This window comes from Haloarcula litorea (assembly GCF_029338195.1).
Taxonomy (GTDB): Archaea; Halobacteriota; Halobacteria; order Halobacteriales; family Haloarculaceae; genus Haloarcula; species Haloarcula litorea.
This window is the reverse complement of sequence record NZ_CP119779.1, coordinates 740,472-754,386: the sequence shown is the minus strand read 5'-3', so window position 1 is coordinate 754,386 and position 13,915 is coordinate 740,472. Positions and strand designations below refer to the sequence as shown.

Annotated in this window: 10 protein-coding genes; 3 read left to right on the top strand and 7 right to left on the bottom strand. The window is 62.3% G+C overall.

Going from position 1 to position 13,915, the window contains the following annotated elements; genetic code table 11:
- Positions 1-127 precede the first annotated feature (127 nt).
- Positions 128-1,402, top strand: a complete 1,275-nt coding sequence (locus tag P0592_RS04005; RefSeq protein WP_276272980.1) for a glycosyltransferase family 4 protein — start codon at positions 128-130, stop codon at positions 1,400-1,402.
- Positions 1,403-1,408: 6 nt separating this feature from the next.
- A complete protein-coding gene (locus P0592_RS04000) occupies positions 1,409-3,340 on the top strand; it encodes an alginate lyase family protein (RefSeq protein WP_276272979.1) in 1,932 nt (643 codons plus the stop codon).
- 32 nt (positions 3,341-3,372) lie between these two features.
- Here P0592_RS04000 and P0592_RS03995 read toward each other — a convergent pair whose 3' ends face one another.
- Positions 3,373-4,788, bottom strand: a complete 1,416-nt coding sequence (locus tag P0592_RS03995; RefSeq protein WP_276272978.1) for a sulfatase — start codon at positions 4,786-4,788, stop codon at positions 3,373-3,375.
- A gap of 932 nt (positions 4,789-5,720) precedes the next feature.
- Here P0592_RS03995 and P0592_RS03990 point away from each other — a divergent pair.
- Entirely contained in the window at positions 5,721-7,001 is a 1,281-nt protein-coding gene (locus P0592_RS03990; protein ID WP_276272977.1) for a nucleotide sugar dehydrogenase, read from the top strand.
- Positions 7,002-7,415: 414 nt separating this feature from the next.
- Here P0592_RS03990 and P0592_RS03985 read toward each other — a convergent pair whose 3' ends face one another.
- The 6 genes from P0592_RS03985 to aglF all read right to left on the bottom strand — a co-directional run bounded on the left by P0592_RS03985 (position 7,416) and on the right by aglF (position 13,864).
- Positions 7,416-7,607: a hypothetical protein gene (locus tag P0592_RS03985; protein ID WP_276272976.1), complete on the bottom strand. Its 192-nt coding sequence runs from the start codon at positions 7,605-7,607 to the stop codon at positions 7,416-7,418.
- Between the two features lie 112 nt (positions 7,608-7,719).
- On the bottom strand, positions 7,720-9,159 hold the full coding sequence (locus P0592_RS03980; RefSeq protein WP_276272975.1) for a sugar transferase: 1,440 nt from the start codon (positions 9,157-9,159) through the stop codon (positions 7,720-7,722).
- 76 nt (positions 9,160-9,235) lie between these two features.
- On the bottom strand, positions 9,236-9,796 hold the full coding sequence (locus P0592_RS03975) for a metal-dependent hydrolase (protein WP_276272974.1): 561 nt from the start codon (positions 9,794-9,796) through the stop codon (positions 9,236-9,238).
- Positions 9,797-9,919: 123 nt separating this feature from the next.
- Positions 9,920-10,906 (bottom strand): SDR family oxidoreductase, encoded by a 987-nt coding sequence (locus P0592_RS03970; protein WP_276272973.1) that lies wholly within the window; start codon positions 10,904-10,906, stop codon positions 9,920-9,922.
- Positions 10,907-10,961: 55 nt separating this feature from the next.
- Positions 10,962-12,908 (bottom strand): CARDB domain-containing protein, encoded by a 1,947-nt coding sequence (locus tag P0592_RS03965; RefSeq protein ID WP_276272972.1) that lies wholly within the window; start codon positions 12,906-12,908, stop codon positions 10,962-10,964.
- A 200-nt stretch (positions 12,909-13,108) separates the two neighbouring features.
- Positions 13,109-13,864 (bottom strand): UTP--glucose-1-phosphate uridylyltransferase AglF, encoded by a 756-nt coding sequence (gene aglF, locus P0592_RS03960; RefSeq protein WP_276272971.1) that lies wholly within the window; start codon positions 13,862-13,864, stop codon positions 13,109-13,111.
- Between the last annotated feature and the right edge of the window lie 51 nt (positions 13,865-13,915).

Sequence of the window (13,915 nt, the reverse complement as noted above, 5' to 3'; positions counted from 1 at the left end):
ATTGCCCGGGTGTACACGTGTGTTTAATGTGGCTGTTCCAGACTAAGCCCGGTGTAAGTACGCTCTGGCAAGTCCTGGCTGGTGGGACTGGTAGTGAACCGCTCCTGGCCCAATTCCTCCGATGACGATGCCAGAATCACTCAACGTGGTCGTAGTCACCCAGCGGTTCCCCCCGGAGAAAGGTGGGAACGCCTCACGGATCAGCGATATGTCCGTGAATCTCGTCGATTCGGAGACCTCCGTCACGGTTCTCGCACCGACACCGTGCTACCCACCAGGAAACTTCGAGTGGTCTTGGACGCGTTCGAGCGAGGAATTCGTCGATGGCGTTCGTGTGGTCAGACTGTGGACTTATCAACCGAGACAGGAGAATCCCGCCCTTGCGCGCCGACTGCTGTATTACCTGGTCTTTGCCTTGCACTCGCTCCTCTGGCTGCTACTCAACATCCGTTCATTCGACATCGTTCTCACGTCGACACCTCCAATAACCACGGGAATTCCAGGTGCCGCTGCCAGCGTGTTCGGAAAGTCGGTTTTTGTCGACGTGCGCGACCGCTGGATCGACAATTCGGTCTCGCTGGGATATATCGACGAAGATAGTATACTGGTTAAAATCAGTCGCTGGTTCCAGTGGTTCGTGTTGCACACTGCAGACCGGATCTTGGTGATGACTCCGACGTTGGGTGCGGCGCTAGTCGAGTCCTATGGTACACAGCTGAAAGGGAAACTGCGTCAGGTTCCCAACGGTGCTGACATAGACTCGTTCGCCCCACAGGAGTCCTCACCGAGTACCGGTGATAGTGAGGACAGCGGACCGGTGCTCGTGTACACGGGTAACCTTGGCAGTGCACAGGCGTTGGAACCGTGTATCAGAGCGATGACTCACGTCTCGCGAGACGACGCAGTGTTGCGACTGGTCGGCGATGGTGATGCAAAGTCTCAGTTGGAAGCCCTGGTCGAGGAACTTGGCATCTCCGACCGCGTCGAGTTTGTCGGACTTGTTGACCGAGAGGAAATCCCTGACATTCTCAACCACGCCGAGGTTGGGCTCGCACCGCTGCGCGAAACAGACGAACTCAGATATGCTGTGCCGACCAAACTCTACGAGTACCTCGCCTGTGGGCTACCGGTACTCGTCACCGGACGCGGCGAAATTGAACGGTTCGTTCGGGAGTCGGGCGGCGGAATCCACACCGAAGCCGAACCGGAAGCAATCGCGGCGGCGCTCGATGGACTTCTCGAGGACGATGAACGGCGGAGTCAAATGGGCCTCGAGGGTCGTCAATACGTCAGCGACAGATATGACAGGAAGCGTATTGCAGGTCGACTCCGTGAAGAGTTGCACCAGTTTGAAAATAGCAGTCGCGGTCGCGCTGGTCAAGATTCCCCCTCTGAAAGCTGACGACATATGTGTGAGAAAAAGCTCCGATTGTACGGACACACGCTGGCGCGAATGGAGCACGCTCAGATCGCCGGTATGGGAAAGCGGAAGTTCCGAGAGTCCCTGCTTTCCCGGCTCCCGATCGCTCTTGACAGTCGCTACGAGCTAGACGTACCATCAGCCCCTGTGGTGGATCTCGATCCGTTCGAGTTTGATCTGAGACAGATTCGCTCAAGCCTGTCCAGTGACACCCGCGAACGGTTCCGCGAGCGAGCAAGACGTGCGGCAGCCGGAGATCTGGAATTCATCGGTCGGACTATCCGTGTCCAGCCTGCCGAGGCGATAGATTGGTTCGATACTCGATTCGACGACGTCCCGGCCCTCTGGCGGCTGAAATTATACGCATTTGAACCACTCAAGTGGGCGGTTCTGGGGTTTGAGGGGCCAGGTGAAGCACCTCCGGGGGTGGTCAAGACGTTTGACGCGTGGTTGGACGACTGGATAGCAACCACGCATATTGGGGAGCCGGGCTACCTTCGGAAGACGTGGACGCCTTGGGCCGTCTCGCTCAGGATCCAGATATGGGCAAGATACGCAGCCTGGAAGGAGGGAGCTGAGGCAGAGGAGTCTACAACAGGCTCATACGACACGTTACGCCCGCTCCTCGAAGAACTATTCAAGAACGCGCTGTTTCTGTCCGATAACGTCGAGTGGGGTGTCGGTGGAAACCACCTAATTGAGAACGGTGCTGCGCTTCTCAGTGCCGGCGTCCTATTCCCCAACAGTGGTCAGGATTTCCTCGACCAAGGTAAGGACGTTCTCTCACGTACGACAGAACGACAATTGCTCGCGGACGGATGTCACTTTGAGCGGAGCCCGATGTACCACGCGATAGTGACCGAGCGACTACTAGCGTCGCGGACGCTGCTGGCGGCCAGTAACAGACCGGTTCCGGACTGGTTGCGCGACGCGAGCAGACGTACGACAGCGTTCCTCCAGGCGATCCATCCACCGGACGATCGGATTCCGCTTTTCAACGACGCTGTGTTTGAACAGGCGCTGCCGCTCGACGCGTGCCTAAACTACGCAAGTGCAGTCGGCGTCCCTGTGACGGATGTGCGTCTCGAATGTAAGGAGGTCCCAGAGACGTCTGGATACTGTTGGCTCGACACCCGATCCGGTCGAATGCTTGTTGATGGGGGGGCGGTCGGCCCTCCGCACCTCCCGGGCCACTCTCATAATGACCTGTTCAGTTTCGTCCTCTGGGTCGGTGGCCAACGGACGATTACCGACACCGGCGCGTACAGCTATGCGGCGGGGAACCGACGCCAATACGCACGCGGGGTTGAGGGACACAACACCGTGCAGGTCGGGACATCAAATCCAATCGAGATCGGCGGTCGATACCTAATGGGGGCTCGAACCGACCCCGACGTTGACGTGCGATATGGCGAGGTTGACGTGTTTGAGGGGTACTATGAAACTGCCAGGAGGGCACCAGCAGACTACTGGCACCGTCGGTTCTTTATCGCCGGGGACGATTGGTGGCTGGTCTGGGACCGAGTTGGTGGTCCGGACACCGAGACGACACCGGTCACCAGCCGGCTCCATTTCCATCCAGATGTCTCGGTCACGGGCGATATATCCGACGGTCGCATCGAGGTACCAATCGAGAACACTGCGGAATCAGCACCACGTTCACTGCGTCTACGAGCCGTAGCGTTCGACGACACCGCGCTTGAGAACCAGGAGTACTATCCCCGGTTTGGCATCGCGCAAGAGCGGTCGACGTTCGCTCTCTGGGCAGACCCGACCACAGACCATCCTGTTTCACTCGGCTACCTATTGACTGCGTCGGACAGTGGCGGGGGAGCCGAACTCGAGACTGAGGACGGTCTACCGGTAGCGGTGGAGACCGTTGACGGTCAGATAGAGCCGTTGTCCGACTTACCGATGTGAGTGGCACGAAGGGCCGCTCAACTTGGAACTTGCTACTTGTAACCGAGATCCGAGAGTTGTTGTTCCATCGCGTCGGTGTATTCTGCGCCCCGGCCAGACTCATCCCGGAACGTCATACTATTGAGCGCCTCGTCAAGTCGGGTGTTGAAACGATCGCGGACAACCGGGTACTCGTCGCTGGTGTCGGTATCCTCGTCGGGCAGCTCGTAAAGCGCCGACTTGTCCTCGCTCCTAACAAACTTGAACGAGTCAGACCTGAGCGCAGTCGTCGGCTGACTGTGGAACTGCGACGTGTCGAACGACGGGTTGGCATTCAAATACTCATCAAAGTGTGCGAAGCCGCGTTGACTGATCGCGTATTCCAGTCCTCCGTTACGAAGGTCGACGCCGCTGAATTGTTTGTCAGTGACTCCGAGCGCCTCGGCTATAGTTCGCGTGATGTCCACGTGTTGTACCATAGAGTCGCTGGCGCGTTCGACCCCTTCCAAGCCGTGGATGATTAGCGGGACGTTCGTCAGATGGTCGTGGAGAACGAGATTGTGACCCAGGAGACCACGCTCTCCGAACAGATCTCCGTGATCTCCGGTAACCACGAATATTGTATTCCCCGTGTCCAATTCTCGAACCCGGTCGAACAGCGAACCCACAAACTCGTCGGCATACGCGATCTCGGCGTCGTACATCGCTCGTAACGCCGCCCATTCGTCCCCGGTGAACTGGCACCCGTTGGCGATACTCCCAATCATCTGGTCCCTATCAGCGTATGTGTCCAGCGAGAGCTGGAGCGCCTCGCGCGGAGAGAGCGTGATGTCGTCAGTAAAGCTGTCAATCCACTTCTGTGGTGGTGTGTACGGAAGATGCGGATTCGGGCAGTGGACATAGAGGAAGAACGGAGCAGGGTCCGACGCCAACGAATCCAGCCACGATTCGAGCGTCTTGAGCATCACATAGGTCTGATTGTGCTTGTCGATATCCAAAGAAAACCCAGGGCCATACGTTCGTGACCGGAGGAGATACTTTAGAGTCGGGAGGGCAGTCTCCCCATCGAACGGTGCCTTCCGCTGTAGTAGGAGGTGAAACTTATCGAATCCCCTGTCGAGACCGGTTGGCTCGCTGATATATGAGTTCGGCGAGAGGCAAGCGGTCCGGTAACCACGCTCCCGGAGTAACCCTGGAAGCGTAGCAAATTCTGATGGGAGCGGTTCCTCCGCCTTCCCATCATAGCCGACGCGGTGCTCAAACAGGTGTGTACCTGTGAGAAGAGATGCACTGGAAGCAGGCGTCCATATCGAACCCGAAAAACAGTTCTCGAAGGACACGCCACCGTCAGATTCGGCAATACGACGGAGATTCGGTGTCGTTTCTCGCTCATATCCACACACAGACGCGTTCGCTGCGCGAACGCTCTCAAGCGTTATCCAAACGACGTTGACCGGGGCCTCGCTCATAACCTCTCCTCGTCAGTGTCAGCCAATAAGTAGTTACTGCATACTGTGAGAAATGGCCTGTTCCCGTCTCACACCACTTTAGGTAGCTATTTTCAGGTATATATTTATAAATTATAAAATAAAAGGTTATGACAATAACGTCCATACAATACGCGAATCGGCACAGAGGACATCCAGAACTCAAGAAGAGAGGTTTCGAGAAACTGTCTAGTTGAGCAGAACCCGTCGACAGCGTCGGGGTCAACGGGCGAAGCTACCGTCGAACGATCGCTCGGAGCAGTTGGCATAATCGAGAAACGGGACGAGAGACGTTCTGCTGTGTAATTCGGAGTCCACACGATATCTATCACATAACTTGAATGTTCGTGGATTAGGATCGAAAAGTGCTCCAAGACGAGAATTGATAAGTTCCGCAGAACTATACGGTGTCGGCCTGGGAGAACAGGATTACGTTGATACCCAGCGCTGCTTCGTAGCCGGACTTCATTCGGCGAGTCCGTCAGTACGTGAAGTTGAGACTCCCTGGACTGGACGGTCGTCGATTGCTGTTATTAGACGACCTGAGGCCGGAAGGTGGTCCTTATTGAGGCGGAGCGACCCTACCGGCAGCAGAGCTGTCGCCCGCTTTCGAGTCAGACGGGGTGCAGCGACACTCGACCGATAGATGCATCCGGACTCTAGTCAGCTAACTCAGATAGGTTTACCTTCGGTATGAACTCGGCCTCGTAGCCGGTCTTACTCCACATTCAAAGCGGCAGTAGAAATATACAGACTATCTGTACATTCGAAACAACTTCTGCATAACAAAGTCTGATATCCCCCACCTCTCAGGCGATGCTCGAAATACAGACTGTCCATTTACAGGCACTGAAACCATCATTTCCAACTGGTCAGGTCTGTACCGGTCAGAAAGTCCGGGACAGTTGTATCCTATGACTATCTGCGTCCACGGTCTTGGCTTCGTTGGGCTGGCAACCGCGTCCCTGTTTGCGAACAACGATCGCGAGGTTATCGGTTTTGATCCAGACGACGAGCTGATCGGAAAACTGGAGTTCGGTGAGCCCGAAGTCGGCGAATCTGATTTTGAGGCGTACATTCAGGACGCGCTCGATGGTTCACTCACACCTAGTCGACAACCCGAACCAGCAGATTATCATCTAATCTGTGTTCCCACACCCTACGACGATAACGAGGAACAGGCCGATCTATCATATATCAGATCATCCGCTCAGAACATATCGGGTATCCTCCAGGAAGGTGATACAGTCGTCGTGGAGTCGACGGTTCCACCCGGAACGACGGTTGAGGTCGTGCAGCCCATTCTTTCGAATATGAGCACAATAAACGGTGATGCGTTCGGACTCGGCTATACCCCTGAAACAATCATGCCGGGAAACACGCTAACTGAACTCCGGAACAACGACCGTATTATTGGCGGCATCGATGATCGCTCCACTGCGGCCATCCGAGAACTTTATGAACCAATACTGGGTGGAGAAGTTCACGCTGCTCCTGATCCGACGACCGCAGAATTCGCAAAACTGGCACAAAATGCCGCCAGAGACGTTGAGATCGCATACGCCAACACGCTCTCACTTGTGGCAGCCGAATATAATATTGATAGCAGATCGGCCATCGACCTCGCGAATAATCATCCGCGTGTAAATATCCTTGATCCCGGGCCCGGCGTAGGTGGTCACTGCCTCCCTGTTGACCCGTTGTTCCTGTGTGATGGCTCAGATGAGACAGTCCTGATTGAAACGGCCCGTGATATAAATAACCGAATGCCGAGACACATTATTAGATTATTGAAAAGAGAGGTTGGCGTACTCGATGACAAAACGGTCGCTGTACTCGGCATCACCTACAAAGGAAACGTCAGTGATACACGGAACAGTCCCGGACTGGAGATCGCTCGTCTTGTCGACAATAGAAAAGAGGCGACCCCTCAACTAACCGACGGGGGTCGTGACAGTTGTTCAGTGGCTATCCACGACCCGCGTGCCACCGACTCGACCCTTAATCTCGTCTCACTTGAAGAGGCGATTGAGGGTGCTGACGCGGTAATCTTCGGTGCCGCACATACTGAGTTTGCCGATATCGATCCCTCCTGGATTGCAGAGAAGCTCGATGGTCAGACAGTCATCGATCCCGTCAACGCCATCGATGAGAGTTATTGGGCCGACAACAGCCTCGAAGTAATATCAATTTGATATATTCGCTTTACGTATCTCCGCGTGTCCAGTGGTAGACGCGACATCTCCCCGGCACGAACTGTCGGCTACAGCGCAATTCGACGGTGACGCCGACAGGGGACCCATTCGGCAATCGAGCTTCGGACTTTACGATCATACTGAGCCTATCTCAATCGGAGTTGAAGCTGAGCAGACTACAACTGATACACCAGCCGACGAACTCCCGACATCTTCCCGGATGGTACAGTGAGCGACGTCGCCCGCTACGCCGACCACGTGCTGGATTCCGGCGCCCCACCAGCGGGTGGCGGCCGCCCTTGCGAACCCCCCTCCAGCTGGTCTCGTACCACGTCGCGAACATACTGGGCCGGAACATCGACAAGCCGCGGAATCTCGCCAGGAGCGTCACCGTGGAGTAGGGTCGGCCCGCTCTCACCCGTACGGGAGGCGGTGGCGAAGGTAGTCGATCGCGAGGCGGAGCCAGACGAACGCGGTCGCGGCGGCCCCGACTCCCAGCCAGTTCGTCCCCGCCTGCGTCAGCTCGAACGCCGCCAACAGGACGAGGACGACGACTCCCTCGAACACGCGCGCTCGCCCCGTCCGTCCCTCGATGGTGACGCCCATCCGCAGCCTCCTACGCGCCGGCGGGGCATAGTGGTGCCGTATCGGCATCCGGTGCGTCGTTCCCGTGGCTGGCTCCCAGGGAGTAGCGTCCGCCACGGTGTGTACTGCCCGGCTATCCGAGACGCTCTGTGCCGTCGAGGACTCGGAGCGCGTCCTGCCCGACCTGGTACAGCTGCCGGACGACGATCTTCAGGTCGAAACTCACCGACTGGTTCCGGATGTACTCGATGTCACACTGGAGCTTGCGCCGCGGTTCGTGGCCGGTCACGTCACGGATCTGTGCGAGGCCGGTCAGCCCGGGCTTGACGAACCAGCGGCTCCGCCACTCGTGGAGGTCGGTCTCGATGTCGGCGTCGAGCTCCGGGCGCTCGGGCCGCGGGCCGACGACGCTCATCTCGCCGCGCAGGACCGTCCACAGCTGGGGAACCTCGTCGAGGTGGGTGGGTCTGAGGACGCGGCCGACGCGGGTGACGCGTGCGTCGACGCCGCCGTCGTCGGCCGGCGAGACGACCGCCCCGCAGTCCGACTCCGCGTCGGGCACCATCGTCCGGAACTTCGCGACGGTCAGCGTCTCGCCGAGCGTGGCGGTCCGCTCCTGTCGGTAGAGCACGGGGCCGCCGTCGTCGAGTCTGATCGCGACCGCGACGGCCAGGACGACCGGCGAGAGCGCGAGCAGCGCGGTCGCCGCGAACGTCAGGTCGAACAGACGCTTGAACACGCGGTCCTGGACGTCCCACGGGTTCAGGTCCACCTCGACGAGCGGGTCCGTCCCGATGTCGCGGGTCAGGACGGCGTCGGCGTAGTCCCGGTGGACCTTCGCCGTGACGCCGTGGTCGTGGCAGACGGTCAGCGCGCTGAAGAAGGCGGCCCTGTCCGGGCGGTCGAACGCCAGTACGGCGGTGTCGACGTCGTGGTCGACCAGCGTCGTTCCGAGCGTCGGCAGGCCGCCCAGCACGTCCACGTCCGCCAGGCCGACCGGCCGACCGCCGTCGGTCGCTCCCGCGAGGAGCTGGCGGTCTTGCTGTCGGGCCGAACTCACCGACGGAGCCACGTAGCCCAGCACGTCGTCCTCGACGTCTTCGAGGACGTCCGCGACCCGGTCGGGCGAGTCCCCGACGACGACGGTCCGGCCGCCGCTGTCGGGTCGCCGGCGGATGGCGACGAAGTACAGCGGCAGGAAGGTACAGAGCGTGGCTCCGGCGACGATGAGCGTCGACCGTGGGAGCTGGTAGGTGTAGTCGAAGTAGCCGACCGTCGCCAGCGCCAGGACGGCGACGCCGGTCCGCTTGACCCCGGCCATCCACACGTCGAGGATGCGTCTCGGCTGGGGCTTGTACAGCGGCGCGAAGGCGGCGACGACGACCGCCGTCGTGGTGGCGATCTCCAGCAGGAGTTCCTGCCGGGTGGCGGACTCGATCGGGAGGTCCCCGACGACCGGCAGCAGGCCGACGCCCGCCTGGACCAGCGGGTGGTAGGCCAGCGAGACGGCGGCGGTCGTCCACACCACCGTCCCGACTGCGGCGGTCAGCCGGTATCGCCACCCGGACCTCATCACCTACCGCTCTCGTAGCTCGGAAAATAAGTCCACCGCCCCGGCTATCGTCCGTGAAAACGGCGTCGAGCGCCGACTACTCGGCGCTCGACCGCCAGTACCGCCAGCGGTCCCCGACCGCCCGGAGCGCGCCCAGTCCCGGACGGCCGTCGAGTTGCCAGCTGACGACGGCCAGGCCGACGAGGGCCAGCTCCGCCGCCATCGCACCGTCCAGGCCGAGCGTCGCGAGGTGGGCGGCGAAACTGGGCTCGGTCGAGTACTCCGGCATCGCCAGCACCGGCCAGAGCAGGTACGTGAGCAGCCCGTACTCGCCGGCGACGACGGCCGAGACCCCGTCGGCGAGCGTGTGACTGACTGCCCCGACGACGAACGACACGGCGACGTCGCGGCCGCCGAGCCGTCGCACGAGCGCGGCCAGCACGACCCCGACCACCGCCAGCGTCAGCAGCGAGTGTGCCAGCGACCGACCGCCCGGCAGGACGCCGAGCGTCCACCCCAGCGGCTTGTCGACGAGGTCCGGGAACTGGGTGCCCACCGCCAGCGCGAGCACCGGTCGGTCCCGCGGCGTCCGGCCGGCTGCCCGGACGCCGAGCGAGTAGACGAGGTAGCCGACGGCGGCGTGTCCCCAGGGCCACATCGGACTCGGGTACGGCCGACGGGGGTATGTGGCTTCCGTTCGCTACCGACGGCGGTCAGCCTCCAGCCGTTCTGTGCTCGTCCGTCACCGGTGGCGCCGTGTCGCGTGCCCGGCCCCGGACGGTCAGGAACCCCGGACCAGCGGCTCGTACCAGTCGCGGTTCTCCCGGTACCACTCCACGAACTTCCCGACCCCCTCCCGGATCGTGTGGTCGGGGTCGTACCCGAGCAGCTCCCCCGCTTTGGTCGTGTCGGCGTGGGTGTGCTCGGCGTCGGCGTCGTGGCGCGCCTCGTAGACCAACTCCAGTTCGGGCGCGAGCTGGTCGCGGATCTCCTCGGCGAGCGCCTTGATCGCGATGTTGTCCGTCGATCCGACGTTGAGGACCTCGCCGTCGGCGGCGTCTTCCTCCAGCAGGGTGACGTTCGCCTCGACGACGTCCTCGATGTAGGTGAAGTCCCGGGTCTGGGTCCCGTCGCCGTAGATGATCGGCGGCTCGCCGTCGAGACACCGAGAGACGAAGTTCGAGATGGCCATGTTCGGCCGCATCCGCGGGCCGTAGACGGTGAAGTAGCGCAGCGCGACCGCGGGGAAGTCGTACACCTCGCTGTAGGCGATGGCGTACCGCTCGGCGGCGAGCTTCGACGCCCCGTAGGGGGAGACGGGCGTCGTCGGGTGCTCCTCGTCGTAGGGGAGATACTGGGGCACGCCGTACACCGACGACGAGGAGGCCATCACGAACCGCTCGACCCCCTCGTCGCGACAGGCGTCGAGCAGGTTGAGCGTCCCGTCGACGTTGACCTCGTCGTACTTCCGGGGGTCCTCGACACTCGGTCTGACGCCGGCCTGTGCGGCCTGGTGGTAGACGTGGTCGGCGCCGGCGACGAGGTCGGCGACGAGGTCGGCGTCGCGGACGTCGCCCTCGACGAGTTCGTAGCTCCCGTCGCTCGCACTGGCGGCCTGTCGTCCCGCCTCGACGTTGTGTCGCTTGATATCGATGGCGTAGAACGGGTCGAAGTTGTCCAGCACGACGACGTCGTGACCGTCCGCCGCGAACCGCTCGGCGAGGTGGCCACCGATGAAGCCCGCGCCGCCGGTGACGAGAATATTCATCACTCTGTTCGGACCACCGGACAAGTAAAAACCGTTGGGTTCTCCCCGGCAGGTTTCACTGCCGGCGCGCCCCCGACAGGAGAAGCAGACCCAGCGCGACCACGACGGCCACCCATCCGAAGCCGGGGCCGCTCCCGCTGGTCGTCTCGGCGGTCCCGTTCGCTGGAAGCGTGCTCACCTGCCCGGCCGAGACGCCGTCGACCCTGACGCTCCCCGCGGTGGCCGGGAACTCGATCCGGACGGTCCGCTGCTCGCCGGGGTCGACCTGCACGCTCCGGGTCGTCACTCGCTCTCCGTCGACGGTCACGGCGAGCGTCTCGGTCACCGCGCTGTCGGTCGGGTTCTCGACGGTGGCGCGGACGGTGGCGTCGTATCCGCGCCGGACGAAGTCGGCCGGGACCGTCGCCGAGGTGACAGTCAGCTGGCTCGTCTCGCCCGGCTGCTGACTGGCGTCTTCCGTCGGGTCGGTCGCTTTCTGGGGGGCGGTCGACGACGCGACGACGGCCACCGGTGCGAACCCCGTGGTCGTCGCGATGACCGTGGTACCGGTTCGGGTGGTCTCGACCTTCGTCCAGCCGTCGTCCGCACGCTGGTACACCTGGACGGTCCCGCCTTCGTCGCTCGCCGCGGTCGTCTCGAAGGTGTACTGCACCTCCGACACCGACGACCCGTTCACCGTCGCGTCGGCGACGACGTAGCCCAGCGTTCGGTCGCGGACCGTCGGGCCGTCGTCCGGCGCTGCGAACGTGGCGTTGAACTGTCGCGTGTCGGTGTCGAACGTGAGCTCGACGGCCGACAGCGCGACCGACTCCGTCGTGCCGACCGAGAGGTTCAGCGACTCGCTGACGCTCGTCCCGGCCGGGACGTCGGCGATGCCGAGGCTGACGCGCCCGTCGCTCGTCGCCCGCGTGACCGTCGGCGGCCCCGTGACCGGAGGCGGTGTCTCCTCCTGTAGTGTCCGGGTCTCCGTCGCGTCGTCCGCCCCCTCGTCGGCATCGTCCTCGTCGTCAGCGGGGTCACTGGACCCGCTGTTTGGCTCGTCGTTGTCACCGTCGCTCTCGGTCGGCGACGTGACCGTCACCGTGCCGGCCGACGCGTTTCCGACAGCGACCGTGTAGTCGCCGGCCGCGTCGAACGTCGGCGTGAACGTGACCGTCGTCGTCTCGCCACCGTCGAGTGCGACGGACCGCGTCTCGCGGACCTCGCCGTCCACCCGCAGTTCGGCGGTGAACTCATCGGCCTCGGTGCCGGTGTTGCCGACGGTCGCGCTCACCTCGACCGGCTCGCCGGTCGTGGCCGAGGAGGTTCCCAGACTGGCGCTCTCGACCGTGAACGCCGCGGGTTCGGTGACCGTCAGCGTGGTCTCTGCCTGACCGTTGGCGGTGAGCGTGTAGGTCCCGGCCTCCTCGAAGGTCTGTTCGAAGGAGACCGTCTCCGTCTCACCGCTGGCGACCGAGACCGTCCGGGAGCCGATCTGGTCTCTGTTCGCTGCTAGCCTGACGTCGGTCTCGCCCGCCGTATCCCCTGTGTTCGCGACGGTGACGTCGATCCCGACCTGCTCGCCCGTCTCGACCGTCGACTCGGACACCGAGACGGACTCGACGTCGAACGTCGCCGGGTCCCGGACCGTCACGGTTCCCGCTTGCGTGCCGCTCACGGCCACATCGTACTCACCTGCCTCCTGGAAAGTGTAGCTGAACCCGACCGCCGTCGACCCACCGCCGTCAACCTCCGAGCGCTGGGTCTCGACGGTCTCGCCGTCGATCCGGAGTTCGGCGGTGAAGCTGCCGCTCGCGTCGCCGGTGTTCTCGAGTGTCGCCGACACGCCGACCGCCTCCCCCGACTGCACCGTCGACTGGTCGACCGCGGCGTCGGTGACCTCGATGTCGGCGGTCGCCGTCTCGTCGTTCCCGGCGGTCTGGGCGCCCGCGACGGCGCCTGCTCCCGCGACGACGGCGGTACAGACCAGCACGATCGCCGACACGGCCCCAAGCTTGCCCATACCGGTCACCCAGCGACGACAGGCATAGTAACACAGCCGTTACGCCGATAACCCGATCTTTCCTATAACGCGGATCGAGTGCCGACTCTGGGTTCGGAGCGCCGTCGGGTCGCCACGAGCCGCCCCGAGAACGACGACCGATGGCTCCGCGCGCGGCAGTCTGGTGGTGCCGTCGGCCGTCCAGCGACTCCTAGGCTTGCTCAATCGCTGTTAGCGATGTTCTCGGCCGCGAGCTCGGGGTCGACTTCCCCCTGGAGGCGTTTCTCGGCCTGGTCGCGGTCCTCTGGGTAGCCGATGTCGTTACGCCAGCCGTCCATCCGGATGGCGTCGATGGTCCGGCCCGAATGGAGGAGCAGGTCGATGGCGTCGCTGATCTCGTACTCGTCGCGGCCGGAGGGCTGGACGAGGTGGCAGGCGTGGAAGATCGCCGGCGTGAACGTGTAGAAGCCGGTCATCACGAGGTTGGACGGCGGGTCATCGGGCTTCTCGACGACCTGGGTGATCTCGCCGTACTTGTTGGTGTCACAGACGCCGTACCTGCTGGCCTCCTCCCAGGGGACCTCCTCGACGAGGAAGGCCGCGTCGGCCCGGTCCTCCCGCTGGCGGTTGACGACATCCTGGAGGTTCGCCTCGAAGATGTTGTCCCCCAGCATCAGCATAAAGTCGTCCTCGACGTGTTCCTCCACAGTGAGGAGCGCGTGGGCCAGCCCCCGCTGTTCGCGCTGGTGGGTGTAGGTGATGGGGACGCCCTCGAACTCGTCCTCGTAGTGGTTGATGATGGCCTGTTTCTTGTAGCCGACCACCACGAGGAGTTCGTCGGCCCCGAGCTCGATGAGTTGCTCGAAGCAGTGCGTGAGGATGGGCTTGCCCGCGACCTCGACCATTCCCTTGGGCTTGTCCTCGGTGAGAGGGCGGAGACGAGTGCCTTCCCCGGCGGCGAGTACGACAGCTTTCATATCAGACACGTTTTTTAGTGGATGCTAAAGTACTTGCTACTTATGCTGCCT

Coding starts and splice junctions, on each gene's coding strand:
- P0592_RS03995 (WP_276272978.1), bottom strand. CDS start 4,788: ATGAGCGAGGCCCCGGTCAACGTCGTTTGGATAACGCTTGAGAGCGTT.
- P0592_RS04000 (WP_276272979.1), top strand. CDS start 1,409: ATGTGTGAGAAAAAGCTCCGATTGTACGGACACACGCTGGCGCGAATG.
- P0592_RS03965 (WP_276272972.1), bottom strand. CDS start 12,908: ATGGGCAAGCTTGGGGCCGTGTCGGCGATCGTGCTGGTCTGTACCGCC.
- P0592_RS03975 (WP_276272974.1), bottom strand. CDS start 9,796: ATGTGGCCCTGGGGACACGCCGCCGTCGGCTACCTCGTCTACTCGCTC.
- P0592_RS03985 (WP_276272976.1), bottom strand. CDS start 7,607: ATGGGCGTCACCATCGAGGGACGGACGGGGCGAGCGCGCGTGTTCGAG.
- P0592_RS03970 (WP_276272973.1), bottom strand. CDS start 10,906: ATGAATATTCTCGTCACCGGCGGCGCGGGCTTCATCGGTGGCCACCTC.
- aglF (WP_276272971.1), bottom strand. CDS start 13,864: ATGAAAGCTGTCGTACTCGCCGCCGGGGAAGGCACTCGTCTCCGCCCT.
- P0592_RS03980 (WP_276272975.1), bottom strand. CDS start 9,159: ATGAGGTCCGGGTGGCGATACCGGCTGACCGCCGCAGTCGGGACGGTG.
- P0592_RS03990 (WP_276272977.1), top strand. CDS start 5,721: ATGACTATCTGCGTCCACGGTCTTGGCTTCGTTGGGCTGGCAACCGCG.
- P0592_RS04005 (WP_276272980.1), top strand. CDS start 128: ATGCCAGAATCACTCAACGTGGTCGTAGTCACCCAGCGGTTCCCCCCG.